General features: G+C 42.9%; 17 protein-coding genes. 3 read left to right on the forward strand and 14 right to left on the reverse strand.

Annotated features, from left to right (window positions below; all coding sequences use genetic code 11):
• Nucleotides 1–30 precede the first annotated feature (30 nt).
• Together addA and G625_RS0108915 are read right to left on the reverse strand one after the other, a co-directional pair.
• A complete protein-coding gene (addA, locus tag G625_RS0108910) occupies nucleotides 31–3,948 on the reverse strand; it encodes a helicase-exonuclease AddAB subunit AddA (RefSeq protein ID WP_029200849.1) in 3,918 nt (1,305 codons plus the stop codon).
• Complete coding sequence (locus tag G625_RS0108915; RefSeq protein WP_029200850.1) at nucleotides 3,932–7,393, reverse strand: PD-(D/E)XK nuclease family protein; 3,462 nt, start codon at nucleotides 7,391–7,393, stop codon at nucleotides 3,932–3,934. Before G625_RS0108915 ends, addA begins: the two co-directional genes overlap by 17 nt.
• A gap of 206 nt (nucleotides 7,394–7,599) precedes the next feature.
• On the opposite strand from G625_RS0108915, the gene G625_RS0108920 reads away from it, so the two are divergent.
• Nucleotides 7,600–8,181 carry an ECF transporter S component gene (locus G625_RS0108920; protein WP_044932118.1) on the forward strand — a complete coding sequence of 194 codons (582 nt, stop codon included), beginning with the start codon at nucleotides 7,600–7,602 and terminating at the stop codon, nucleotides 8,179–8,181.
• 192 nt (nucleotides 8,182–8,373) lie between these two features.
• Here G625_RS0108920 and G625_RS19105 read toward each other — a convergent pair whose 3' ends face one another.
• Entirely contained in the window at nucleotides 8,374–9,378 is a 1,005-nt protein-coding gene (locus G625_RS19105) for a hypothetical protein (RefSeq protein WP_044932120.1), read from the reverse strand.
• Between the two features lie 299 nt (nucleotides 9,379–9,677).
• On the opposite strand from G625_RS19105, the gene G625_RS23045 reads away from it, so the two are divergent.
• Complete coding sequence (locus tag G625_RS23045) at nucleotides 9,678–10,184, forward strand: hypothetical protein (protein ID WP_049895820.1); 507 nt, start codon at nucleotides 9,678–9,680, stop codon at nucleotides 10,182–10,184.
• A gap of 569 nt (nucleotides 10,185–10,753) precedes the next feature.
• Here G625_RS23045 and G625_RS0108935 read toward each other — a convergent pair.
• The 11 genes from G625_RS0108935 to G625_RS0108985 all read right to left on the reverse strand — a co-directional run bounded on the left by G625_RS0108935 (nucleotide 10,754) and on the right by G625_RS0108985 (nucleotide 22,406).
• The gene (locus G625_RS0108935) at nucleotides 10,754–11,092 is read right to left on the reverse strand and encodes a HepT-like ribonuclease domain-containing protein (RefSeq protein WP_029200852.1); all 339 of its coding nucleotides are present in this window, start codon (nucleotides 11,090–11,092) and stop codon (nucleotides 10,754–10,756) included.
• Complete coding sequence (locus tag G625_RS0108940; RefSeq protein ID WP_029200853.1) at nucleotides 11,089–11,391, reverse strand: nucleotidyltransferase family protein; 303 nt, start codon at nucleotides 11,389–11,391, stop codon at nucleotides 11,089–11,091. Before G625_RS0108940 ends, G625_RS0108935 begins: the two co-directional genes overlap by 4 nt.
• Nucleotides 11,392–11,536: 145 nt before the next feature.
• Nucleotides 11,537–12,679, reverse strand: coding sequence for a glycerate kinase family protein (locus G625_RS0108945; protein ID WP_029200854.1), 1,143 nt, complete (start codon nucleotides 12,677–12,679; stop codon nucleotides 11,537–11,539).
• A 196-nt stretch (nucleotides 12,680–12,875) separates the two neighbouring features.
• Nucleotides 12,876–13,304 carry a PPC domain-containing DNA-binding protein gene (locus tag G625_RS0108950; protein ID WP_029200855.1) on the reverse strand — a complete coding sequence of 143 codons (429 nt, stop codon included), beginning with the start codon at nucleotides 13,302–13,304 and terminating at the stop codon, nucleotides 12,876–12,878.
• A gap of 249 nt (nucleotides 13,305–13,553) precedes the next feature.
• On the reverse strand, nucleotides 13,554–14,444 hold the full coding sequence (gene garR, locus G625_RS0108955) for a 2-hydroxy-3-oxopropionate reductase (RefSeq protein ID WP_029200856.1): 891 nt from the start codon (nucleotides 14,442–14,444) through the stop codon (nucleotides 13,554–13,556).
• A 402-nt stretch (nucleotides 14,445–14,846) separates the two neighbouring features.
• Complete coding sequence (locus G625_RS0108960; protein WP_029200857.1) at nucleotides 14,847–16,493, reverse strand: PrpR N-terminal domain-containing protein; 1,647 nt, start codon at nucleotides 16,491–16,493, stop codon at nucleotides 14,847–14,849.
• A gap of 229 nt (nucleotides 16,494–16,722) precedes the next feature.
• A complete protein-coding gene (locus tag G625_RS21225) occupies nucleotides 16,723–17,655 on the reverse strand; it encodes an alpha/beta hydrolase (RefSeq protein WP_029200858.1) in 933 nt (310 codons plus the stop codon).
• 271 nt (nucleotides 17,656–17,926) lie between these two features.
• Nucleotides 17,927–18,826 carry an alpha/beta hydrolase gene (locus G625_RS0108970; RefSeq protein WP_029200859.1) on the reverse strand — a complete coding sequence of 300 codons (900 nt, stop codon included), beginning with the start codon at nucleotides 18,824–18,826 and terminating at the stop codon, nucleotides 17,927–17,929.
• A 216-nt stretch (nucleotides 18,827–19,042) separates the two neighbouring features.
• Nucleotides 19,043–20,536: a tripartite tricarboxylate transporter permease gene (locus G625_RS0108975; RefSeq protein ID WP_029200860.1), complete on the reverse strand. Its 1,494-nt coding sequence runs from the start codon at nucleotides 20,534–20,536 to the stop codon at nucleotides 19,043–19,045.
• Nucleotides 20,537–20,684: 148 nt separating this feature from the next.
• Nucleotides 20,685–21,170 (reverse strand): tripartite tricarboxylate transporter TctB family protein, encoded by a 486-nt coding sequence (locus G625_RS0108980; protein WP_029200861.1) that lies wholly within the window; start codon nucleotides 21,168–21,170, stop codon nucleotides 20,685–20,687.
• 102 nt (nucleotides 21,171–21,272) lie between these two features.
• Complete coding sequence (locus G625_RS0108985; RefSeq protein ID WP_029200862.1) at nucleotides 21,273–22,406, reverse strand: Bug family tripartite tricarboxylate transporter substrate binding protein; 1,134 nt, start codon at nucleotides 22,404–22,406, stop codon at nucleotides 21,273–21,275.
• Nucleotides 22,407–22,685: 279 nt separating this feature from the next.
• Between G625_RS0108985 and G625_RS19120 the strand changes: the two genes are divergently transcribed.
• A complete protein-coding gene (locus G625_RS19120) occupies nucleotides 22,686–23,669 on the forward strand; it encodes a LysR family transcriptional regulator (RefSeq protein WP_049895821.1) in 984 nt (327 codons plus the stop codon).
• Nucleotides 23,670–23,874: the final 205 nt, after the last annotated feature.

The raw sequence follows: 23,874 nt of genomic DNA on the forward strand, positions 1-23,874 counted from the left end.
GTTATCTGCGTGTCATATTTTTTTCTATGCTCAGACCGATATGGTTTTTCCCAGTATCACTGAATATATCAGCTTTTCCTTTACTGTTTTCCCTGTGATTGATTCCAACGCGCGGGCGTAGAGGTCAAGCTGTTTTTTATACCGTCCGACGAGGGTGTCTGCGTCACGGACATGATCGGTTTTATAATCCACCAGTACGATTTCATCGTCTTCCAGGAAGAAGGCGTCGATTATCCCCTGTAACAGAACATCTTCTGAAATAGTGCTTCCTTCGAAAAGTTCGTTGTGGGGAAGTCGCAGCATAAAGTGCTGTTCCCGGAACAGAACATCGGTTTTCTGTGCTTCCCGGAATCTTTCCGCAAGCTCAGACTGAAGAAAGGTTTTAAAACGATAATCTTTTATGAGTTCGATTTCGTTTTCGGGAAGTTTTTCTCTCAGCTGATCCATGAAATGACCGGGATCATCACTGTAATCATATTTCTCAAAGGCATGGTGATACGCATCACCAACATCGGCTCCTGCTTTCTCACTATAGTGTTTCTCTGTTGCCGGAAAGTTGCCTTCCTTGATAGTTGTTTCCACCTGGTCATCGAAAATCCCCTGCTTACCTAAAGTCTCTACGCCATTAGTAAAATCGTTCTGACTATCTGCCAGATTGCCATTCTGCTTATCTATATCCGTAGAACTATGATTATCGGTGATATTGTACCTCACTTCTGTATCCGAATTATCTGCCTTTATATGCCAATGCTCCTGTCCCTGAGCCTTTCTCTCCTCTTCAAACTTCTCGATCTCCACTTCTTTAAGCTCTGAAACCGAATGCTTTGGATATAGGGTTGTGGATTCTATATAAGGATAAACATATGAAAAATCCTCAAGTATCGCTTTATAATCAGAGCTTTCCGGATCCACCTTATTGATCTGTCCGATAAGGGATTTCTGCTGTTCCGTGAAGCTTTGATCCTTTTCGGCCATTATCTTCTTAAGCATTTCCATGTCGTATTTTTTCAGCTTTACAGGTTCGTTAATGCTTCTTTCTCCTGATTCATCGCAAAGCTTTCTGGCTCCTTCTGCCATCATGATCCAGTCAAGAAAGCAGGAGGCACTTCTTATGGTTGAGATACTGAGGCCTTTTCCCGCCTCGGCATACTTGTCCAGCAGTTTCTGCAGATCCTGTGTTCCGGCTGTCAGTATCAGCTTATCAACCGCACGGGTCATGCCTACATAAAGTACTCTTAGCTCCTCTCCCAGCAGTTCTGTCTCAAGCTTCAGTTTCAGTGCCTGTTTTTTTAATGCAGGTACCTTTACCTTTTCCTGAAGATCCACATAATCAAAGCCTATTCCGTATTCCGAATCCACAAGTACCTTGTTCCTGAGATCCTGTTTATTGAACCTTCGTCCAAGTCCCGACAAAAACACAACCGGGAACTGAAGTCCTTTTGATTTATGAATAGACATGATCCTCACAAGGTCATCCTGATCCGAATAAACCGAAGATTCTCCCTGGTCATTGTCATATTTTTTCAGTTTTTCAATGTATCTGATGTAATCGAACAAACCCTTATAAGAGGTTTTTTCAAAGGATAATGCCATATCCACAAGCGCATCAAGATTGGCCTTTCGTCTGTTTCCGGAAGGCATGGCTGTAACGTAATTATAGTAGCCGGTCTCGTCATATATTCTGTAAAGGATCTCATGAATGGAAAGATATCGGGACATCTGCCTGTAGCTTTCTATATCCTTATAAAATGACAGAAGTTTTCTGGCCAGCTCATCTCTCAAAGGTTCAGAAGAAGAAACCTTCTTTTCGTCCAAAACAGCATAGATACCATATACCTCCGCATCTCTCTCCCACAGCTCCTCCGTTGTCAATTCCTTCTCAGGGAGTGCCAGCTCCGACTCTTCTTTTTCTGCAAGAAGTCCCCTGTATAAGGGCTGCAATGTTCCTCTGGAAGCCACTATCTCTGCCATTTCATCATCGCTGAAATCATATATGGCTGAATGCATAATGGCAGCCAGAGCGATATCCTGCTCCGGATTATCTATAACATTAAGCATTGAAAGAATGGTCTCAACTTCTACAGTATTGAAGTAGCCTTCAATGCTGGTGCAATATGCCGGGATGCCCTCTTCATTAAGCACATCCACAATGGTATCCGCCCAGGCCCCCGGGGATCTTGTAAGTATAACAATGTCTCTGTAGGGAATTTCTTCTGCGCCGAAATGAAGCTCATGAATCCTGTGAGCTATCATCCGCGCTTCTGCTTCTTCCTTGCTCATTGGATCTTCCCTGCTCATGAATTCTTCCTTGCTCGCCGGTTCTTCCTTGTTCCCAGGTACTTCCTTGTTCGCAGGGTCTTCTTTACCTGAAGATTCTTCCGATGAGGTTTCCGCATCTTTGCCGGGATTCTCCATTAGAAGAAGTTCTGTTTCATATTCCGGCTTCAGGATGTCACTGTACTCCGCATTGGGAAAACCATAGTGGAGTGCAGCATTGTCCGTATAATCAATTCCTCCGACAGTGGCCTTCATAACGCATTTGAAAACATCATTAGAAGCACTGATGACTTCATTTCTGCTTCGGAAGTTTTGGCTTAACTCAACGGTAGGATAATTCACATCATTATACTTCCGAAGGAACAGCTCGGGCTTTGCCTGTCTGAAACTGTAGATGGACTGCTTCACATCTCCTACCTGAAAAACATCCGGTCTTCCGAAACGTTCTGAAGACAAGGCTTCAATGAGCGTCTCCTGAACGAAGTTCGAATCCTGATACTCATCCACAAGTATTTCACGGTATTGTTTTGCAAGGTCATCGGCGAGGGCGGAAAATCTCCTGTTGCCTTCCTCATCCGAAATGTAAAGTATTTCCAATGTCTTATGCTCGAGATCACCGAAATCCAGCATATGTCTCTTAAGCTTTTCTGCCTGAAATCTTTCGACGAACTCTTTCGTGATACCGATAAGGACAGTAACATGACTTAAGCTGTCCTTTTTCATTCGTGCCAGAGTCTCCGGATCGGGTATCACTATCTCCTTCTGCATACCCTTTATGTCGTCCTTAACGCTGTCTCTCAAACCCTTTGCCGCATCCTTTAACTCTGCCTTTGACGCCTTAAGTCGTCCGAAGACAACAGAAAACAGACCTTCAAAAAGCGACCTGATATCGGGAGCCTCCATCAATCTGTCAAGAGCATTAAGCTCAGCGGTGAATTCCTCAATATAGCTTTCCGGTCCATCCGGATCCTCGCATATGGAAAGAGCATCCTCCATGGTCTCGATATCGTCCTTTATTCTTTGCTTAAGCTGATTAAAATAATACTTCTCCCAGCCCTTGTCAACATCCTCCCGGGACTCCTCCAGAAGGCACCTGTCCAGATACTCCATAGGCCAGGGATTGGCCTCCGCAAACTCATAAAGCTTCAGGACGATTTCCTCGATTCCCGAATCCCCCTTACCCGTTGCGAAGGAATCCACAAAGTTAAGGAAGTCTGCATTATCCTCCATAGCATAATGTTCCTCCAGAATCTCTGCTATCACATCACTTTTAAGCAGCTTAAGCTCACCCGTATCTCCTATACGGAAGCCCGGATCCAGATTTATGGCTGCATAATTTTCGGTTATCAGCTTTTTACAGAAGGAATCAATGGTGGAGATATTGGCATTCTGGATATTTCCGGCTTCACGGATAAGCCCCGGGTCATGAGGGTTTAACTGAAGCCTGGCTTCTATTGCAAGCTTTATACGTTCTCTCATTTCCTGGGCGGCTGCATCGGTGAAGGTCATGATGACCATTTCATTAAGAGATACCGGATCCTCCTTATCTGTGATCCGGTTTATGACATGCTGAACCAGAACTGCGGTCTTTCCCGATCCCGCAGCCGCTGCCACAAGCAGATTTCCTTCTTTATGATCTATAACCTTTTGCTGATCACTCGTCCACTTCATCCTGCTGTTCCTCCGGCATTATCTCCTGCCATATCTCCGATCTTTCCTTAACTATCTGTTTTCTGAATTTAAATCCGTTTATACGTTTATCAAATTTGCAAATGCTGTGATAAGGGCACCAGTCACAGGCATTATGATCCTTATCGATTTCTACGGGATCTATGGCAACTCTTCCGGAGATGATATCCCGGGAGAATTGTTTCATGAGCTTATCCACATAGTTTTCCAGGGCCTCGAACTGTTTTGTTGATGCAATATTCTTTTTACCCGTATCAACCACGCCCTTTTTCATGGTGACCGGAACAACTTCAGATTTATCTGACATATCCCTGTCAAGCAGCTTTACGATCCCGGCATCCGGGTTTACAAGACCGTCCAGCTTTAGCTCATTAAGCCACTGCTTTTCCCTGTCCTCCGGAGTTCTTCCGGGATCATAATCAAGAAGCGGTTCCTTTATCCGGTAGTAAAGCATGGCTGCCGGCAGAACCTCTTTTTCAGGAAAACGGTTTTGATAATCCGTCATGGCATAGCTCATGTAGGTCACAAGCTGAAGCTGAAGGCCGTTATACACCTTCGTGAGATCAAAGGCAGTGCTGCCGGTTTTATAATCAATGATCTTCACATAAACATGTCCTTCATCCTGAGCGATATCGATACGGTCGATACGTCCCTTAAGCTTAAGCCCGTTACGTACGTACTCAAAGCTTTTCTCAATATCAGCAACGTAAAACTCTCCGTGTCTTAACTGCTCTCTCAGGGCCCACATGGTGGTGCCTGCGATACTCTGAGCTTTATGGATGATATATCTGTTCCTTGCGGTGCCGAGAAGCATGCTGTACTTATAGGCTTCTGCCACTTCTTCAACATTAGCCGAAGTCAGACTGTAAAGCTCTTCGTTACTGAGATCGGTAATGCTTCTGTTCTGAGCCTCCACATCCCTGAAGCTCTTTTCGATGGCGGCATGGTAAAGATTACCTATGTCAAACATCTGTATCTCAAAGGTATCTCTTTCCTTAAGTCTGAGGCCGTACTGAAGAAAGTGTGCATAGGCACACTGACTGTACTTTTCAAGCCGGGTAATGGAGGAATCCGTGATCATATCCCCGTACAGTTCCCTGGCCACTTCATCCTTGAGTCCGGCTTCCTCATAACGTGTAAATGCTCCGGAAATAAGCTTTGCCACCTTCTCCCGGAACTCTTCGTCATTTTTTAGAATGCTTAGGAAATTCAGCATCCTTTCATAATCCCTGCCGGCTGAGATTTCGGCATCTACTGTTTCCGCAAGCTCTCTGGAAACAAATCGTTCGGCTTCCTTTTTTGTATATATATGACCTTTCTTTCCACGCAATTTCTCTATGCATAAATCCGAGAACATATTCTTTATCTCACCGATAAGACCTGAGGGCTTTACACCCTTTCCGTCTCTGCCCTTTGTAGGGTAACTAAGGATCTGTCTCTCGGAGGGATTAAGCAGCGCCCTGTAGATATAGAATCTCTGTATCAGCGCGTCCTCCAGCCTTCCGGGGGCAAGCTCAACACCTATATTTTCAAAGAGCTTTCTGTCTCTGTCTGAGATTATCTTATGATCGCTCTCAGCCTTCGGGATTCTGTCAGCAGTGATGCCGGCTATAAAGAATACCAGAGGATTTGAGAATCTTGAGCGGGTAAGGTCTCCTATGACCACCTGATCGGAGGTTGCCGGGATCACTCGTACAGATGCCTGATTTAATCCGGCATCCAGGATATCTTTAAAGTCTCCTGAAGACATATAGGTGGTTCCCAGAAGCTTTGACATCTGATCCAGCACCGAATCTATGGCACCGATACTTTCACGAATGGCTTCCGCTCTGTTCTGGTCACCAAGAGCCCTGAGTTTTTCGGTAAGAAGAAGTACCTTATCTTTGCTCCTGATATCCTCCATAAATTCCTTGAGAGAAAGGATCTTCTCAGAAACATTGGCATCCTTACCTCTTAGCTTTTTATGAAGCTTTAGTAACGGGCTCATAAGTTTATCACGGAGGGGTTCCATTTCGTCAGCATTACCCTCTTTATCAAGCCAGGTTTCACTGTATTTTCCGATGCCGCGCTTGCCGGTCTTTCTCAGGTAATTGTCCATGGCATCTACTTCATGCTCTTCGTCGGGGTCATCCTTTGGCAGGGACTTGAGATATCTGGTGACTGAATCAAAGCTGAAATTCTGATCAATGACAAGAAGTGCCGAACAGAGTATCTCCGCATAGGGCGAATCCTTAAGACTTATGGGATCATCAAAAAAGTAAGGAATATCCGCTTCCGAGAAAATCTTGTATATGATGTCCCTGTAGCTTTCCGGCTCCGTCAGGATGATTCCGATATCCTGATAACGCATTTTCCCGTTTCTGATAAGGGACTCGATTTCTGTGGCTATGGCCTCTATTTCCTGTCTCTGATCTGCGGCCTCACGAATAACCAGGGTATCTCCTGCCCCGGTTTTATCTTCTTCCTTATTTCCGTATCTGTACAGTCTTCTTTCTATAACATCAAAGGCATGACCATGATCCGTATCAAACCTGTATGCAGGTTTTTGGGCGTCTCTTGTTTCTCCGGTCCTTGCGTCGTATCGGTTCACGTCTATAGTCGGAGTGACCTCTACCTCAAGCTTCTTTGCCATAGCTGTAAGCTTCTTTACGGTCTGACGGGAAAGGTAGAAAAGATCCTCCGGACCTCTTTCGTCATATATGGAGTCCTCAGGGTCAATGCTTACATCGCAGGTCACCAGGGTTTCTTTGGTCACCGGAAGTACTTCCTCAAGGATGTTTAGCTGTATGGGAGTGAAGCCTGTGAAGCCGTCGAAGGCAACCACGGAATCCTGTAATAGCTTAGAATCCGGCATGACTCTGTACAGCTTATCAAGGATTTCCTCCTGAGTAAGATAGCCGTGATCTGTCATATAATCCTGAAAGCCCTGATAGATGAGAGCCAGGTCATGGAGTTTACTTCTGGTATAGGCAGAGTCTGTGTGTGCAGCCGCCGTGTCGATCATATCCGGAGTGACGCGATACTGGTAGAATTCCGATATCTGGGATTTAAGTTCATTCAAGAATCCGGGTTTATCCAGTTCCCTCTGATAGAGTTTCAGCTTGTCCTTCATGTTTTCCGTGACTGCTCTCAGGATCATAACTTTTCCCATGTCGTCGATCACGGTCATATCGCTGAGACGGATATTCTGTTCTTCGAACACGCGGTAGGCCAGTCTGTTGAAGCTAAGGACATCTATGTTCAGGATTCCGTTTCCTTTATTAAGGATGTGTCCTGTTATCTTTTTCTGCATTGCAAGGGTGTCCTGCTCCGGCACTATGAGAAACCAGTTCTTTTTCAAGTTCCCCGGGGCGTGCTTCAGGAAATACTGCAGGATATATTCTGTTTTACCGGCGCCGGTGGCACCGAATACGAAGGTAAGACTCATGTGGATCTCCAATTTATTAAATGTGGCGGGTTCATAAGATCTATTTTTTAGGATTACATTATACAATAGAAATTACGTTTTAAGAAATCGGGAATCTGGTTATATAATAATTTTAGAAACTGGTGATTACAATGTGGTCAGTCAGGTTCTATAATTCATATCAACTTAGGGGAACTAAAATTTGAAGTTATGGGGAGGAAATAATTATGATTCAGAATAATACTTACAAGCTTTCGCTGGCGGCTCTTTTTGCGGCTCTGTCGTATGTAGTATTTACTTTTTTGCAGATAAAGATTCCGGTTGGCGGAGATATGACTTCCATACATCTCGGAAATGCGGTTGTGGTTCTTGCTTCACTGATCATCGGCGGACCCCTTGGTGGTCTTGCAGGCGCAATCGGCATGAGTATCGGAGATTTCTTTGATCCGGTTTATGCTCCGCTTGTTCCGAAGACTCTCATCTGCAAGTTATGCATCGGTCTCATCACAGGTTTCGTTGCTCACAGGATCGGTAAGATCACTTCGAGCAATGATGAAAAATACGTACTCAGGGTTTCGGCTATCGCTGCCGCTTTAGGTCTTCTGTTCAATGTCATCGCCGACCCTATCATCGGCTACTGGTACAAGATCCTGATTCTCGGAAAGCCTGCCGCAGATCTTTCACTGACTATCAATTTTGTTTCATCCGGTATCAATGCTGTTATTTCTTTGATCGTCTCTGTAGTGGTTTATATGGCGCTTCGCCCGGCACTTAAGCAGTCAGGATTCTTCCTGAAGCTTGCAAACTAAAAAGATACAAATCTTAAAATATATCAGGCGAGTATCACCGGATTGTTTCCGGTGTACCCTTTACTTAAAATGTAAAGACCATTGAAGATGATTCTCATTTTCGAGAACCTTCCTCAATGGTCTTTTAACACATAAACTATACTCACATATAAATATATATAACCAATTACGTTATATAAACTGTAAATTGCTTCAATCTTCCACTGGATTAAGAACTGCTTTTATCACCTTTTCTTCATCATAGTCAGGAGCGAATTCTGCTGCGGTGTCGCAAATGACCTGAACTCTGATTTCGCTCTCTTCAAGTTCATCAGCTATCTGACTAATATTTTTACCCTTGCGAAGTTTGCGACATATCTGCCTTACAAGCCGAGTTTCCTCTCCTTCAGCAACTGCCGCATCATATTTTCTAAGCCATTCCAAAGTACTGTCCATCATTATATCACCTACCTTCCTGATGACATTCACTCTATTTTCATTAAGTCTTTTGGTCACTTTTTCCATTTCCTTGATTATAACACCCTTGGTTCTTAGCGACAATACAGCCTCCGGGAGCTGATGTATACGCTCAATCACCTCGAAATATATATCCTCAAACTCCTTTAATTTCTCTTTGTCGTGTTCATAGATATCCATTTGGCTTTCGAGATTAAATGCAAAGAATGGTAACAAGAAATGCAATTTGTTTTCAAACATCTCTTCAATGCTGAACCATGCCTCACAGATCACCGGGGCCTCGTAAGATACTTCACCTCCCGGAGTTATGATTCTGAATTTGGCTTTTTCAGGAGGCTTACCCTTGTCTCTTAGCACAAATAATACACTCTGAGGTATTTCGATTTTGATTTCATCATATTCGTAGGTGCTATCGTCAATAGCAGTTTGGAACGCATATTGAATTATCCGAATCAACATGCTCCCGGAATATCCATTACTCTGACACTCCATATTATATTTCTTGGTTTTTCCACGGAAAGTAATGCTAAAGTGTGAATCTGTGATTTGTTCTTCTGTTTTACCATCTGTATGCTCTACAAAGTGTTGATTGCGTAGCCTGATTATCTTTGCAGTATTATCGTAATCCTCGTGAAAAATAAAATTCACAAATTGCAGCAATGCATCATCACATTCTGTTTCAAGAATTCTTACAGCTTTATCATATGCAGTGTAACTCACTGTTCTCTTTTTTTTTGACATAAAAGTACTCCTTTCTACGCCAATATTATAGAACAGCAGTTCTTGTATGTCAATATACACGAGTACATATGTTCCGCTTTTTGTTTTTTTGTTTAATTACGCTTCTACTTGAACATTAACTTGAGCAATATTAGCGCCTCGGTAAACATTTCTATGCTCATTAAAACCTCAAAGCGCTTTGTGATCTTTTTATAATCTTTTAATGGTGCTACTATTGCACGAAAAATTTATACTAGTAAAATTAAACTAAATGAGTCATGTTTTTTGAATTACATATAAGGATCAGGAGGGTAATAAGCTTGAAATATTTTAAATTATTTTTTGTTACATTGATGGTTTCAATCCTAATGATGATATCTGCATTTGCCGGACAGTGGCAGCAAGATGCTCTTGGAAGTCGTTATCTGAAGGATGATGGTTCTAATGCTATCGGTTGGGAATGGATTGATCGCAACAATGATGGAATAGCTGAACGATACTATTTCAATGAATCCGGTTATTGCCTCATAAATACTGTCACACCGGATGGATGTATAGTTGATGCTAATGGTGCATGGGTTGTAAACGATGCAGTTCAAACACAGGCATTGGCTGCACAACAATCTATAACGCAGAATGCTTCGGCTTCTGCGTCAACGTCAAAATCGGAGCAAAGTAACCTCGGAACAGTATGGCTCTCCGCAACCGGATCCAAGTATCATTCACGCAATAACTGTGGAACCATGAACCCGGCTAAAGCCAGAGAAGTATCTCTGGATGAAGCTCAAAGTTTGGGAATGACAGCTTGTAAAAAATGCTTTAAATGATCCCCCTGAAATAAGATATTAAAAGGCGTTTGGCACATTCGCCTGATGCGCTGTGCAGGAAGATTGAAATACACCAGTATCCCGACAAGCATTGCCAGAAGAATTACTGTCACTATAGAAATAATTAAAACCAAATGTGATTTCTTTTCCATACATACCCCTGATCGCTCTTTATGGTTAATACCTTCCAAATATAATACATATTTCCGCAAAGAAAAACGCCCAAATAAATTCTATCGAGATATTTTGAATGTTTTCTTTTGTATGCATGTATATTAACATTTGCATCTAAAATTTCGTTTTTAATCTGACATAATGCATTATTCGCTGATGGATTGTAACGAGCATCAATTTGTCCGGACTAAAAGACCACCGGAGACGGTTCTCACATGCGTGGACCGTCTCCGGTGAATCTTATTACGTCAGGAACATCTACAACCACAGATTTATCAAATAAACGTAGCCATATAAAGTAGCAAAGTAATGATTCTATCTTCGCTTACCCCAATATTTCCATCAATAAATCTATATAAGACAGTTTCATATCTTACATCCGGAACCTAAAATTATTATTCAGATAATTCTTTTATCTTTTCTATCAATAATGGAATTTCATCCAAAACAACATCTGCAATGATATTCCAATTCGTTCCATCATAATCATGGATAAGTCTATGTCTCAACCCGGCTATCATATTCCACTCTATGTCCGCATGAAGATTTTTGAAATCATCACTGATATGGTATGCATGTTCGCCAATATTATATAAAGGGGTTGTTACAAGCCACTGTAGGGCATAATCATCCATTAATCTATCTTTGGTGACTTTATTGCTCTTAATGTATTCGTTTAGTTTTGAAGCATTTTCATAAATCTTTTTAATGCGTTGTTCATCTGAATACTTCATGCAACAAGAACCTTCTCTTTCATTATGGTTTTATAAAACTCACTATCCTGATTAACTTCATTTATTTCAAATACATCCACATCTTTATCCAAGGCTTTACGTAATTCTTCAGCAAAAGCAAAAATTCTAGTCAATTTAAAACCGGCTCCACCATATACAAGAAAATCTAAATCACTTTCGGAATTAGCCTCTTTTCTTGCATATGACCCAAACAAATACACTTCTCTTATTCCATACTTTTGTGCTATGGGGGCAACAACACGTATGATATCTTGAAGTGTTAATATATCTCTTTTCATATCCTCTCCCGATATTATTAATCACCACACAACACATATAACTATGATTTGATTATACGTTTATAATCAGATTCTTTCAATCGTAAGAAAAGCTCCGGAAACAAGTCATTCACATAACTTGTTTCCGGAGCTTTTACTTTTTAGCTTACTTTTTCATTTCCATTCCTGCCTTCAGGAATCTGAACATTCTGATTGCGCCTTTGTAGTAAAGGTCTTCGGCATTATCAAGTGCATCCTTGAGGGGCATGGGGCCGTCAACGGTTGTCATGATGGAGCTGATTCCGTGAGCGTAGATCTTGTCGTAGTCGCGGCCGAGGCTTCCGCAAAGAGCTGCTACGGGAACGCCATGCTTCTTTGATCTGTCGCCGATTCCCTGCATTACCTTTCCGAAGCAGGACTGCCAGTCTGTGCGGCCTTCGCCGGTAACTACTACATCTACTCCCTGAAGACGTCCTTCGAAGTCGATGAGGTCAAGTACTGTCTCAATTCCGGACTTCATCTCTGCATCAAGGAATACCTTAAGAGCTGCACCGAGACCGCCGGCAGCACCGGAACCCTGGATGGTATCAACGTCGATACCGAATTCCTTCTTTATGACATCACGGTAGTTCTGCATTCCCTTTTCAAGCTCATCAAGAATTTCAGGAGTACCGCCCTTCTGCTTTCCGAAGGTATAGGTTGCGCCATCAGGTCCGCAAAGAGGGTTTGTAACATCACACATTACTGTAAAGTGAGCATCCTTAACCTTAGGATCAAGGCCGCTAATGTCTATATGCTCTACCTTTATGAGGTCGCTTCCCTTTCCTTCCAGAACGTTGCCGTCCTTATCGAAGAATCTGACTCCGAGGGCTGAAGCAAAGCCCATTCCGCCGTCATTTGTAGCTGATCCGCCGATTGCGATGGCAATCTCCTTGTAGCCTGCATCGAGAGCAGCCTTGAGAAGCTCACCGGTTCCGTAGGTTGTGGTGTTTAAAGGATTTCTCTTCTCTTCCGGAACCATAGGGAGTCCGGATGCGGCAGCCATTTCAAGGATTGCTTCTGTATCAGAAAGTCTTCCGTAGAAGCCGTGCTCAGTCTCCATCAAAGGGCCGTGGACGTCAACATTAATCATCTCTCCGTTACGGGCTTTTACAACTGCTTCTGTGGTGCCTTCACCGCCGTCAGCAACAGGAACGCCGCTGGTTTCGCAGTCTCCGAAAACCTCGTGAGCTGCCTTCGTGAGAAGTTCTATTGTCTGGTCACTTGAAAGGGTGCCCTTGAATGAGTCTGATGCAAAAAGTAATTTCATTGGTTCTGTCCTCCTGCGTGAAAACATCTTTCTATGTATAATTCACTGTTTCATAGCTGATGTGATTTTTAAATATCTTAACGTAAACCATTTACGATACACCCAATATACAAAGAGCAAACGTACTCGAATTCCGTTCAGATTCATTTGTCATTTTTGTTTGTGCTGATACCTGATATGCTCCATGAAGTTTTTATCAGTCAAAACAGAAAAGGTTCAACCCGGTATCAGTTATCTTATCTTTTTCTCTTCCCACATGTCCGTCTATTACTGTAATAAACAGCTCACTTGTACCGCTGATACGCACTTCCTTAAGGTGACCGCCGTAGGCATGTCCCTCCGAATCAGCAGCTGTTATATGAACATGCAGGTAAGGCTTTCCATCCATTTCCGTAACGCTTCCGACTATGGAAGTGAGTTCCAGCGGAATGTCCAGCCTTGTTTCATTAAATTCCTGCCTGCCCACATCATAGAGTCCCATGACCAAATGGTCCGCAGCACCTAAGCCTTCTATGGAAGCCAGTAATATCTTTTCTTTTTCACACAGCTCCATAATGGATGACATTACCTCTTCGCCACGGTCAATCCTGAGAACTATCTTGCTTTCGAATTTTCTGTAGTCCATATTTAATCTCCTAACTGAAATCTGATCACCGACAATGATTTTTAGTTGTTAGATAATATTTTCATATATGGAGAAAGAGACCGCAAGTACCTCTCACGATCTCACCTCAGATGTATCATTTTCTATAGACCAATATAGATAATACCTTAATCGCTTATAAGCCCCCGATCAACGCAGGACTCATAGGCAGGATACCGGATTTCCGGAGAAAGAGGGTATCCTGCTTATATGAAATTGGGATAAAGGAGATTACTTCTCAACGATTGAAGTTCCTGACATACGCTCATAATATCTTACGATATCGTCGTGGTCGCAGGCACCTTCGTCATGGTTCATGAGCTCCTGCATTACTTCCATCATCTGAGCAGTCATAGGAACCGGCATGTTGATTGCATGAGCTGCGTTTAAGGCATTGGTCAGATCCTTGATATGAAGGTTGATACGGAAGCCCGGCTCATAGTTTCCTGAAAGCATCATCGGAGCCTTTGCATCCATAACCGTTGAACCTGCGAGACCGCCGCGGATTGCCTGATATACAAGCTGTGGATCTGTGCCGGCCTTCTTTGCAAATGTTAATGCCTCTGCAACGATACCGATGTTTGCGACAACGATCATTTGGTTTGCAAGCTTTGCAACATTACCTGAACCGATAGGTCCGACATAAACAACTGATGCTGCCATAGCCTTGAGTACTGGGAGATACTTGTCAAATGTCTCCTTATTTCCGCCTGCCATAACCGAAAGTGTTCCGTCGATGGCCTTTGGCTCTCCGCCTGAAACGGGGCAGTCAAGAAGCTCGATACCGCTCTTTGCAAGCTCTGCAGAGATCTTCTGTGACTCAACCGGATCGATGGAAGACATATCCAGAACTGTGATTCCGCTCTTTCCTCCTTCAACGATTCCGCCTTCACCAAGTGCAACCTCACGAACCTGTGGGCTGTTGGGAAGCATTGTGATGATAACTTCGCATCCCTGCTTAACGATATCTGCGGCATTCTTTGCGCCTGCAGCACCCATTGCAACAAATTCATCTATAACAGCCTGCTTATGTGTTGTAACAACAACCTCGTATCCTGCCTTAACAAGATTCTTAGCCATTGGCTTGCCCATGATTCCAAGTCCGACAAATCCGATCTTCATATGAAACTCCTTTTCCGGCATAGTGGTTCAATGCCTAAAAAACTGATATTTCCGGTAGCTAAACTACTGATAAAACCTGTTAAAAGTTTTATAAATCCGTGCCTTGGGGAACTTTTCCTCTGCACGATTTATATCTTATTAGAAATGAAATTTTTAAACAATCTGCATTTAGCACAAAGGAACGCTTCGTAAATATGCTAAATGTTAATCGGCGCAGGTTGCGTTTCTATATATTTTAATATGGTTCATTTCGGTTCAGATGTTTGCATAGATTTAGCTGTTACAAATATATCATTCCATTTCTTTATACAGTTTTAATATTTAAAAAGGAGCCATCGATGAAAGTGTCCCGGCCGGGAGGCACATATCAAATCGATGACTCTCTGAGATCATTAGTATTTTTTAAAGTAATCCGTATTTCCTTAGCTTCCTCCAAAGAGTGGTCTTGCTGATACCAAGCTCTGCGGCTGTTTTTTCACGGTTGCCCATGTTGTCACTAAGGGATTTAATCAGTCTGTTTTTCTCCAGATCCCCGACTGTTATGGTCTGTTTTTTAGAAGCAGCTTCCTTCTGACCGTTGCTGAAACTTAAAGGTATATCCTCTGATTCCATCATATTTTCAGAGCTTAACCTGAAGGGCATATCCTCCTCGGAACTGATACCCGGATTAAAATCCGGAACCGCCCTCGGATCGTAATCCGTATCTGAGATTTTTCCGGGCTCAGCATTAGCCTCAGGGCCAATGTCTCCGCCATAAAGTTCCTCATAAAGTTCACATACATCGGTAACCTTCAGGCTTCTATGGTCCGAGGTGATCACCAGTCTTTCGATGAAGCTTTCAAGCTGTATCCTGCCTCCGGGCCAGTAAAAACTCTGAAGCTTTTTCTCGGCATCCTTTGTCATTACATGATACATTCCGTAGCGTTCTGTGCAGTTCTGCATGTAAATATTGGAAAGATACGGAATATCCTCGGAGGTTTCCATAAGTGTGGGTATCCTTATGGCAAATGCCGAAAGTCTGGCATACAGTTCAGGTATCAGGTAGGCTTTCGGGTTCCTGGTTTTCGCTATCAGGATGACATTCCTGAACATAAGTATCTCCAGAAGCTTCTTCTGGGAACGAACATCCATGTATTGGAAATTGTCTATGACGAGAGTGCCCCGGAGGGAATCATTCACCCTGCCCTGACGTCCGTAAAGATCATCATAGGAAGACTGGCCTTTTATGCATTCGTAGCTCACAAGCTTTTCCTGTGAATGTTTTGAGTGGTTGTGCATGGCGTTCACAAAGGCCTTGTGGAGATTTCCTATAGGCTCAAGAATAAGCTTCGGGCAGTCGGTTTTTGACAGCTTTTCTGCCAGGTCAACGGCCGCCTGCATTTTTTCGCTCTTATAGGGGAAGTTCACAAACTGCTCTTTACGTTTACCGGAGGATTTTCCTTTTTCAAGGACAGCATGGGCCGGTATGTCGCTGTTTTCAAAGGTGTCTGCAAGAAGAAATGCTTCTTTAATGGCATTCTTCATGGCATCTTCGGTATTGGCCATAAAAAGTGCCGGGATGCCTGCATTATCAGCAATGGTGAGAACGGTTTTTCCGCCCAAGATGAGATCAGCCTTATCTTCCACTGCCTGAAGTGCGGCGGCTTTCAGAAGTTCAGGGTTCTGCACCAGATATTCCTTCAGCTGAACATGGCATTGCTCACTTATACCGGTCATATCACAAGTCATGTTCTTGAACATAACTATGGCGATGTTGGGATTCTCTTTTCCAAGTACCCTCTTCGCCTTCTCGATCATATTGATGAGTCCCTGCCGGGTCATAACGATCTCCACAACCGGGATATCCGTGTACTGTTTAATGATGGTAGCCTGGAGACCTCTGGCGATAATGATATCTGTTCCCTGATTTATGGCCTGTCTTGCTTCCGAAACAGCGCTTTCGGTTTCGATGACCTTCATCATAAAAAGGCGCTTCTTCATTTCCTGTAAGGCGTCGTGGGCAAGGCGGAACAGTTCGTCATTTGGTACAAGCAGGGTTATGTTTGCCATATTTCCTCCGGTTCATTTCGTTTCAAAGTGTTTCATCTTCACTATTTTATCAATCGTGTCTGAAGGTTTCAATCCTAGAACAAAATTAGTTCAGTGGGCTGCCTACGGAACCTATTGTCCGGATGTAATCCACTGAACTAATCTTAGTACTTTATTTATGGTGTTAGATTGCTTTCTGGCTTTCTTCTGCGTGTCATATACCAGACCAACCTTTTTTACGCTTAACGCCTTATTTATTCTTCAGGTTTCTATCGAAAAACTCTGCAATCAATTCCTTAACGGAATCCTGGAAGAAATCCTTTGTGCCGTGACCGGCGTTATGAAGGATATAAAGATCTGCCTTGTCACCCTGACCGGCATCAATTATCTTCTGGTAAAAATCTTCACTTACATCTACCGGTACCAGCTTGTCAATGTCTCCGTGCATGATCATCATAGGACACATTTTGTCGCTGATGAGATATGGAGGACTAACCTTCTTTGAACGCTCTATCATATCTTCATTATACTCCCCACCCATAACTGCTCCGCCATGGGATGCCGCAACATTTTCCCAACGATAGTTTGCTGGATCAGCTTTATAAAGGCTTTCCTCGAATTTAAGGAGCCAGGGAATGTCTACCGGACCGAACATATCAACGCAGGCCTGCACTTCGTCAGACTCTGATGCCCACTCGCTTCCGTGGAAATCATCAACATTCATTCCTGCAAGGGATGCCAGATGTCCGCCTGCTGAGCGGCCGATGATTCCAATACGGTTCGGGTCAATCTCATATTCTGCTGCATGAGCTCTTAAAAATCTTATTGCCGTTTTGACGTCGATGATCTGATCCGGCATATGTCCTTCCGCAGAGCTTCTGTAGTAAATGGATGCAACCACATATCCCCGGTCTGCAAGAAATGCCATCTCAGCCACCATGAGATTTTTGTCGCAGCCTCTGTAGCCGCCGCCCGGTACCCATACGATACAGGGCTTCGGGGTCTTGTCCTCTTCGTCTACGATACCTGCCGCAAATCTCATCTCACTGTTTCCGTTCTGAAGCATTACAGACATTTCCAGTTTCATGGGATTTCCGTTCAGATCCTTTACTTCACTATAAACTATACTATCCAGGAAATTGATACTCTTTCTTTTCTTTCCCGGTTCTATAACATTTCTCATTATTTTCGATATCCTTTCCTTCAACTATCAAATAGTTTTTTCTTGACTCATAACCAGATTTTGAGGGAATTAGTCATATACAATAGGCTGATTTATTGACTCATATTACGATTTTAGAGATATAGGTCATATAGAATTTATAAGCTAATTGACTCATAATCTATATTTTAGGATATAAGTTCTATATAGATGATGATAAAAGTAATTCCGCGGTTTAGCCGCGGAATTTTTGAACTTTATTACTGTTCATAAAAATCTGTAGAGACTCTCTCTATTTTATTCCGGCCTTTGCCTTCAAACTGTCAATTATGAACTGCTGTGCTTCTTCCCACTCTCCCGTACAGTGAATGATAAATCCATGACTTGAGTTAAGGAAGCACTTCATGGTTACCTTTACTCCGGAAAGCATAAGCTTAACCGCATAGTCACCATCTTCAAATCTGAAGTTATCCGATCCTGCAGTTATTACCAGTGCCTCTGGAACACCTTTAAGCTGTTCAAAGGAGGCCTTAACAGGACTGCAATAAGGTGATGCCAACTTTTCAGGATCATTCTCCGTGTAGCACTCGTTGAACATCCTTCCTCTTTCGGCAGGAATAAGGTTTTTGTCTGCATCCGGCTTGTCAGCAGGGTCTGTCACCATGTCAAAACAGCCATATCCAAGTACCTGGTAACAAAGTTTGAAATCCTTTGTTTCATTTGACTTAATGGAAACCACCGCAGCCAGATTTGCTCCGGCACTGTAGCCTCCGATGGAAATCTGCTCTTTGTCAGCCTTCCACTCTTCTGCCTTTGAGAATACCCATTTTGTGGCATCATAGCACTGATTAACAGCAGTTGGATATGGATATTCCGGCGCCAGACTGTAGTCAAGATCTACAGCTATTCCCTTTAATGCATCTGCCACCTTGCAGGACCATACTTCATCTCTTATTACATGTGGTCTTACAAATCCTCCGCCATGGATATTGATATGAACCGGACAGTTTTCTGTTCTGTTCTTAGCTTTGAATACATAAAGCTTCAGAGGTCCGCCTGCGGTTTCGATTGTAAATTCTTCCCTGTCGCACAGGAGAAGATTCTTTTTATATTCTTCGGTAATGTTTTCTTTTGCAACGCTGTGGCCTCTCAATGCCTCAAGCAGCACAGCTTTTCTTTCTTCACTGATCATTTGATCTACTCCTTGATTTCACTATGTCGGAAAGCTTCATGCCTGTATTACAACTCATCATTCGAGAATTAAATGGTCTTGATTAATGATTTGACAGATTTAAGTGCTTTAAATTCATTTGTCTATATATCTATATAATGCGCTACAAGTGCTACATGAGGCATTCCGATTATAAAATTCAGATTAATCTGACATCCTTTTATCCTTTACGCTGCCTTAGCCAGCTTGCTTGCGTTGTTTTTTTAATGCTTTCTGGATCATAGGTCCAAACAAGCTGTAAACAGTTATAAGAATAAAGATAAGTGAAATAGGTCTTGTGAAGAAAAGTGAATAGTCTCCCTTTCCGTATGAAACACCCATTCTGAAGTAGCTCTCGATCTTTCCGCCCAGGATAAATGCAAGCATAAGCGGAGTCATGGGAAGTCCAAAGTAATCCATCACTATACCAACCAGTCCGAAGAAAAGTACCAGATAAACCGAGAACATGGAGGTTGTTGATGAAAATGCTCCCATGAATGCGATCATAAGGATAGCACTGTAAAGGTAGTGATATGGTGCCTTAAGGAGCAGAGGGAAATATTTCTTTGTAAGGAGCTCAGTTACAAAAATAAGGATTGCAGAAACAAGTACTGTTGCGAAGATAAGATCTGCAAGTACAGGGTTTGTTCTTATGAACATAGGTCCCGGCTGAAGTCCATGGATGGTCATAGCAGACATGAGAAGTACGGTTGTAGCATCTCCCGGGATACCAAGAGATATCATAGGAATGATAGCACCGCCGACGCCGGCATTGTTTGATACCTCTGTGGCCCATACACCCTCATCCACACCAGTTCCGAAAAGCTCCGGATGCTTTGACATTTTCTTAGCCTGACCGTATGCAAGGATGTTAGAAATACCTGAACCCATGCCCGGAAGGAATCCGATCCATAGACCGATGAACAGTGAAACGACAATTACCTTAATGTTATCTGTAAGGTCCTTAAGTGTAAGTCCGATTCCGCCGAGAGCGCCCTCGTCTACCTTGGGCATCTCCTGGTTGCCCTTAGCATAGCTTGTAGCCACCTGCTGAAGGGCGAAGGTTCCCATGAGAAGGCAGACAACATTGATACCACCGAAAAGGTTATAGTTGTTAAATGTAAATCTCATCTGATTTGTTACGGAATCAGTTCCGACGCAGGCAAGCCAGAGACCAAGGAAAGCTGCTGTCATTCCCTTGAAAACAGAACCGTTTGAAAGTCCAACAACCATGGTTATGGCCATGAGGCATAGGCTGAAATACTCCCATGGTCCCAGTTTTAATGCTATCTCCGCAATATATGTGGAGCAAAGTGTAGCAACGATGATGGAAATGAAAGTACCGATGAAGGAACCTGTGATACCGATGGAAAGTGCCTTTGCAGCCTTTCCTTTTTTAGTCATGGGATAACCGTCGTAACAGGTTGCGATGGATGCAGCCGAACCGGGAATTCCAACTAGAACCGCTGCGATAAAGGAACCCGAAACACCACCGACATACATACCGACAAGCATTGAGAAGCTGAGCTCAGTGCTCATTGCAAATGTCAAAGGAAGTATAAGTGTGATACCCAGTCCTCCGGAAAGTCCGGGGATGGCACCGAGAACTGCACCCACCAGCGTACATAAGTACATCATTATGAAATTCATGGGCTGAAGCAGTGTCAAAAGCGCTGTCATATAATCTGCCATTTTATTTCTCCTATTTTTTGTTTATCTGCTTTCTATTACCGAAATGCAAATGTCTATACATTAGCTTTTATTACTACACATCAAGTCTCTTTCAGAATTCATCAGAGGCTTATGGTATACATGTACTATCTGATCAAAAATCGTAACATCAGATCATCTTGATCCCAAGACTGCTCCAAAGTGTTCCCTTCGGAAGTGGGATGTTGAAGCCCTTTGTAAATCCGAAATAGCAAATGCTTCCCAGAAGCATGCAGAAAATAATGCAAAATACTACATTGAATTTCTTCTCACCCTTTAGCGTGAAGATAAACATAAACAGTCCTGCCATGGAAGTGATCCAGAAGCCAATGAAGTTCATGAGAAAAGCAAACAGGAGACATTCGGCTATAATGATTGCAAGGCGTGTGTAACCTGCCTTATCGAGATACTCTTTGTTTTCATCTTTCTTACCGTCGAATACCATTGAAAGAATTGCAAATACTGCTATGCCTATGGCAGAGATAAAAGGGAAAAGTCTCGGTCCCGGCTCATTTGAAACAAGCAGCTCGGGGATATGGGTACTTTCAAATGCTATCCATGCTGAAAACAGAACCATGAAAATCCCCATCACATATGTACGGTTAAGTTTTTTCATAAAAGGTTGCTCCTTTAAATGTTTTATTTAGAGATGATTTTTAGAGAGGATGAGCCCGGCAGCATCAACATACCGGGCTCTGAAAAAATATGAAAAAATTTATTATTTCTTGAGACCCATTGATGTTACAAGAGCATCAAGATTTGACCACTCATCATCGAGACCCTTCTGTGAATCAGCAAGATTTGTAGGCTCTGCAAAGGTTGCCATCTTGTTCATGCCGTCAACATAGGAAGTCTGCTCTTCTGCCTTTACGATAGCCTGGTTGATAGCCTCAGCAGCTTCATCTGAGACACCTGCAGGTGCAAGGATATAGTAGTTGGAATCCCATGTTGTTTCTACACCCTGCTCTACTGTTGAAGCAAACTTGGCATCAAGCTCTGAACCAAGGAGCTTGCTCATGGACTCAAGTGTAGAAGCTTTAGGTCCGAGGGTTCCGAGAACAGTAAGCTTTCCGTCAGCGTCATAATCCTGAGCATTAGGAATTGAGCAGTTTGCAATGTTGATTGCATTTGAAGCTACGTTTGTAAGCTTGTCAGCCTCTGATGAGCACTGTACGTAGTTTACAAGTGAAGCATCACCGACAAGTGCATCCATAAATGAAGTGAAAAGGATCTGTGTTGTTCCGCCAAGTGAGCATCCTACAGTAAGCTCGCCCGGATGAGCCTTGATATACTCAGCAAGTTCTGTGAAGTTTGTGTAAGGTGCACCGGGATTTGTAATGATAGCCTGTGGACCACCCTGATTGAGAAGTCCTACTGCTCTCATATCATCCTTTACGGAAACGCCTGAAGCGCCGGTCAGGAACTTGATAACAGCACCGCCATGGCAGGTAAGAAGTGTTGTTCCATCAGCCTGAGCATTCTTGGCATGCTGCATACCAACTTCTTCAGTATCATAGTTAGTAACTACGAAGTTAACATTAGGACAAACCTCTGTAAGTGCCTGTGTAAGATAACGTGTGTAAAGGTCGGTTCCGCCGCCTGCCTTTGCAGGAACATCTACATAAACTGTGGTTCCGTCAGGCCATACTGAGCTTACATCTACTGCTCCTGCTGATCCTGTATCGGCAGCTGCGGCAGTTGTTTCACTTCCTGCTTCCTGCTTTGCTGCTGTTGTTTCAGCCGGCTTTGCTGCAGCTATTGTTGCAGCTGTGTTTGATGAAGATCCGCAGCCTGTAAGCATGCTAAGTGCCATTGCCGCTGTGATTACTGTTGCCATAAACTTCTTTTTCATAAATCCTCCTAACAGACTGTATTTCTCATTAGTACAGGTTATTTTTGAACAGGCCTCCCTCTTTTAAATCAATAAAAATTTTTCGGGTTTATAATTTTCAAAAATCAGGGTATACTTATGCAGAAATACATAAATCTTTTTGATTTGTCTTGCGACCTTTCTTAATATGGTTTGATTATAGGGATTTATAAAAAATGTATCAATCTTGAAATAGTTATCCGATTTATTAGTAAAAGTTATAGATATATGGCAACATTAATAGATGAGGAGAATGATAGCATGAATATAAAGGCATGTACCTACCTTGTAACAATAGAAGAATGTAAATCACTTTCAAAGGCAGCCAAACAGCTTGGTATCTCCCAGCCTGCACTTTCGAAATTTCTGGCAAATACCGAAGCCGGTTTAGGGCATCAGCTTTTCATGAAAAGCCGTAAATCTCTGATACCTACGGATGCCGGAAAAATATATCTTAAGACTTGCAGAAATATCATAAACATTAAGCAACGTACCTATGCTTCCATTGCTCAGCTTTCTATGGTACCATCCAGTACCATCACCATAGGGATTACACCTTTCAGAGGTTCCCGGTTTTTCAGTAATATCTATCCTGCTTTTTCTGAAAGATTTCCATTTATACAGATTCAGACAAAAGAAGGATATATGTATGAACTCAAAGAGGCTGTTAAGAAATCAGAAGTAGATTTGGTGATCGGAACGATAACCCCCTCTGATGAAAAGGATTTTACATTTGCCTCCGTAGCCTATGAGCAAATGTGTCTGGCGGTTCCCCTTTCTCATCCCGCAGCTTCAAAAAGCGATGACTCAGGGAACTATTTTCCGACCATAAACATTAAAGAATTTTCAGATGCCCCTTTTGTTATGTGGGGATCAAGTACAACAAACTCGAAAATAGTAGAAGAATATATGGCAAGAAATAACTTCACTCCCACAGTTGTACAGCGAAGCAACAATGCCCTTATGATGAATGAAATGCTTAAGACCGGTGTGGGCGTCGGATTTCTCCCCCGATCCTTCTGCAGAGCTCACGAGGGAAGAGTCTACTTTTCCACCTGGCCGCCGGTGCAGACCTTCAACGGAGTCTTTTACCTAAAGGACAGACGGCTTTCAGAAGCAGAACGCTATTTTATTTACCTTATGATCAAAAACTCCCTTATATCCGATACACATATCGGTACCAATGTTTATTTCAACAAAACCTCCCGAGCCGTAATCAATGAATTCGGGGGCTTTGAGATGTAAGCACGATAAATAAAAAATGAGCCGGCATGCTTCCTTTTAAATACAAATCGCTGTAGCTGTAAAATCCATAACAGCTGAACGTACAAAAATGGGTGACAATTCAGTCGATGGATAGCCTTTCGGAATCCAACCGGATTTTGACCATATAACAAGGGGATTAGCCCCGAATGAACATTGAAAAGAGAATACTATCCTAAAAACAGAA

Origin of the sequence: Oribacterium sp. NK2B42 (genome assembly GCF_000424445.1) — a bacterium.
Lineage (GTDB): Bacteria > Bacillota > Clostridia > Lachnospirales > Lachnospiraceae > Oribacterium.

Excerpts from the sequence above, each read along its gene's own strand:
- addA (WP_029200849.1), bottom strand. The coding sequence starts at position 3,948 with ATGAAGTGGACGAGTGATCAGCAAAAGGTTATAGATCATAAAGAAGGA.
- G625_RS0108915 (WP_029200850.1), bottom strand. The coding sequence starts at position 7,393 with ATGAGTCTTACCTTCGTATTCGGTGCCACCGGCGCCGGTAAAACAGAA.
- G625_RS0108920 (WP_044932118.1), top strand. The coding sequence starts at position 7,600 with ATGATTCAGAATAATACTTACAAGCTTTCGCTGGCGGCTCTTTTTGCG.
- G625_RS19105 (WP_044932120.1), bottom strand. The coding sequence starts at position 9,378 with ATGTCAAAAAAAAAGAGAACAGTGAGTTACACTGCATATGATAAAGCT.
- G625_RS0108935 (WP_029200852.1), bottom strand. The coding sequence starts at position 11,092 with ATGAAGTATTCAGATGAACAACGCATTAAAAAGATTTATGAAAATGCT.
- G625_RS0108940 (WP_029200853.1), bottom strand. The coding sequence starts at position 11,391 with ATGAAAAGAGATATATTAACACTTCAAGATATCATACGTGTTGTTGCC.
- G625_RS0108945 (WP_029200854.1), bottom strand. The coding sequence starts at position 12,679 with ATGAAATTACTTTTTGCATCAGACTCATTCAAGGGCACCCTTTCAAGT.
- G625_RS0108950 (WP_029200855.1), bottom strand. The coding sequence starts at position 13,304 with ATGGACTACAGAAAATTCGAAAGCAAGATAGTTCTCAGGATTGACCGT.
- garR (WP_029200856.1), bottom strand. The coding sequence starts at position 14,444 with ATGAAGATCGGATTTGTCGGACTTGGAATCATGGGCAAGCCAATGGCT.
- G625_RS0108960 (WP_029200857.1), bottom strand. The coding sequence starts at position 16,493 with ATGGCAAACATAACCCTGCTTGTACCAAATGACGAACTGTTCCGCCTT.
- G625_RS21225 (WP_029200858.1), bottom strand. The coding sequence starts at position 17,655 with ATGAGAAATGTTATAGAACCGGGAAAGAAAAGAAAGAGTATCAATTTC.
- G625_RS0108970 (WP_029200859.1), bottom strand. The coding sequence starts at position 18,826 with ATGATCAGTGAAGAAAGAAAAGCTGTGCTGCTTGAGGCATTGAGAGGC.
- G625_RS0108975 (WP_029200860.1), bottom strand. The coding sequence starts at position 20,536 with ATGGCAGATTATATGACAGCGCTTTTGACACTGCTTCAGCCCATGAAT.
- G625_RS0108980 (WP_029200861.1), bottom strand. The coding sequence starts at position 21,170 with ATGAAAAAACTTAACCGTACATATGTGATGGGGATTTTCATGGTTCTG.
- G625_RS0108985 (WP_029200862.1), bottom strand. The coding sequence starts at position 22,406 with ATGAAAAAGAAGTTTATGGCAACAGTAATCACAGCGGCAATGGCACTT.
- G625_RS19120 (WP_049895821.1), top strand. The coding sequence starts at position 22,686 with ATGAATATAAAGGCATGTACCTACCTTGTAACAATAGAAGAATGTAAA.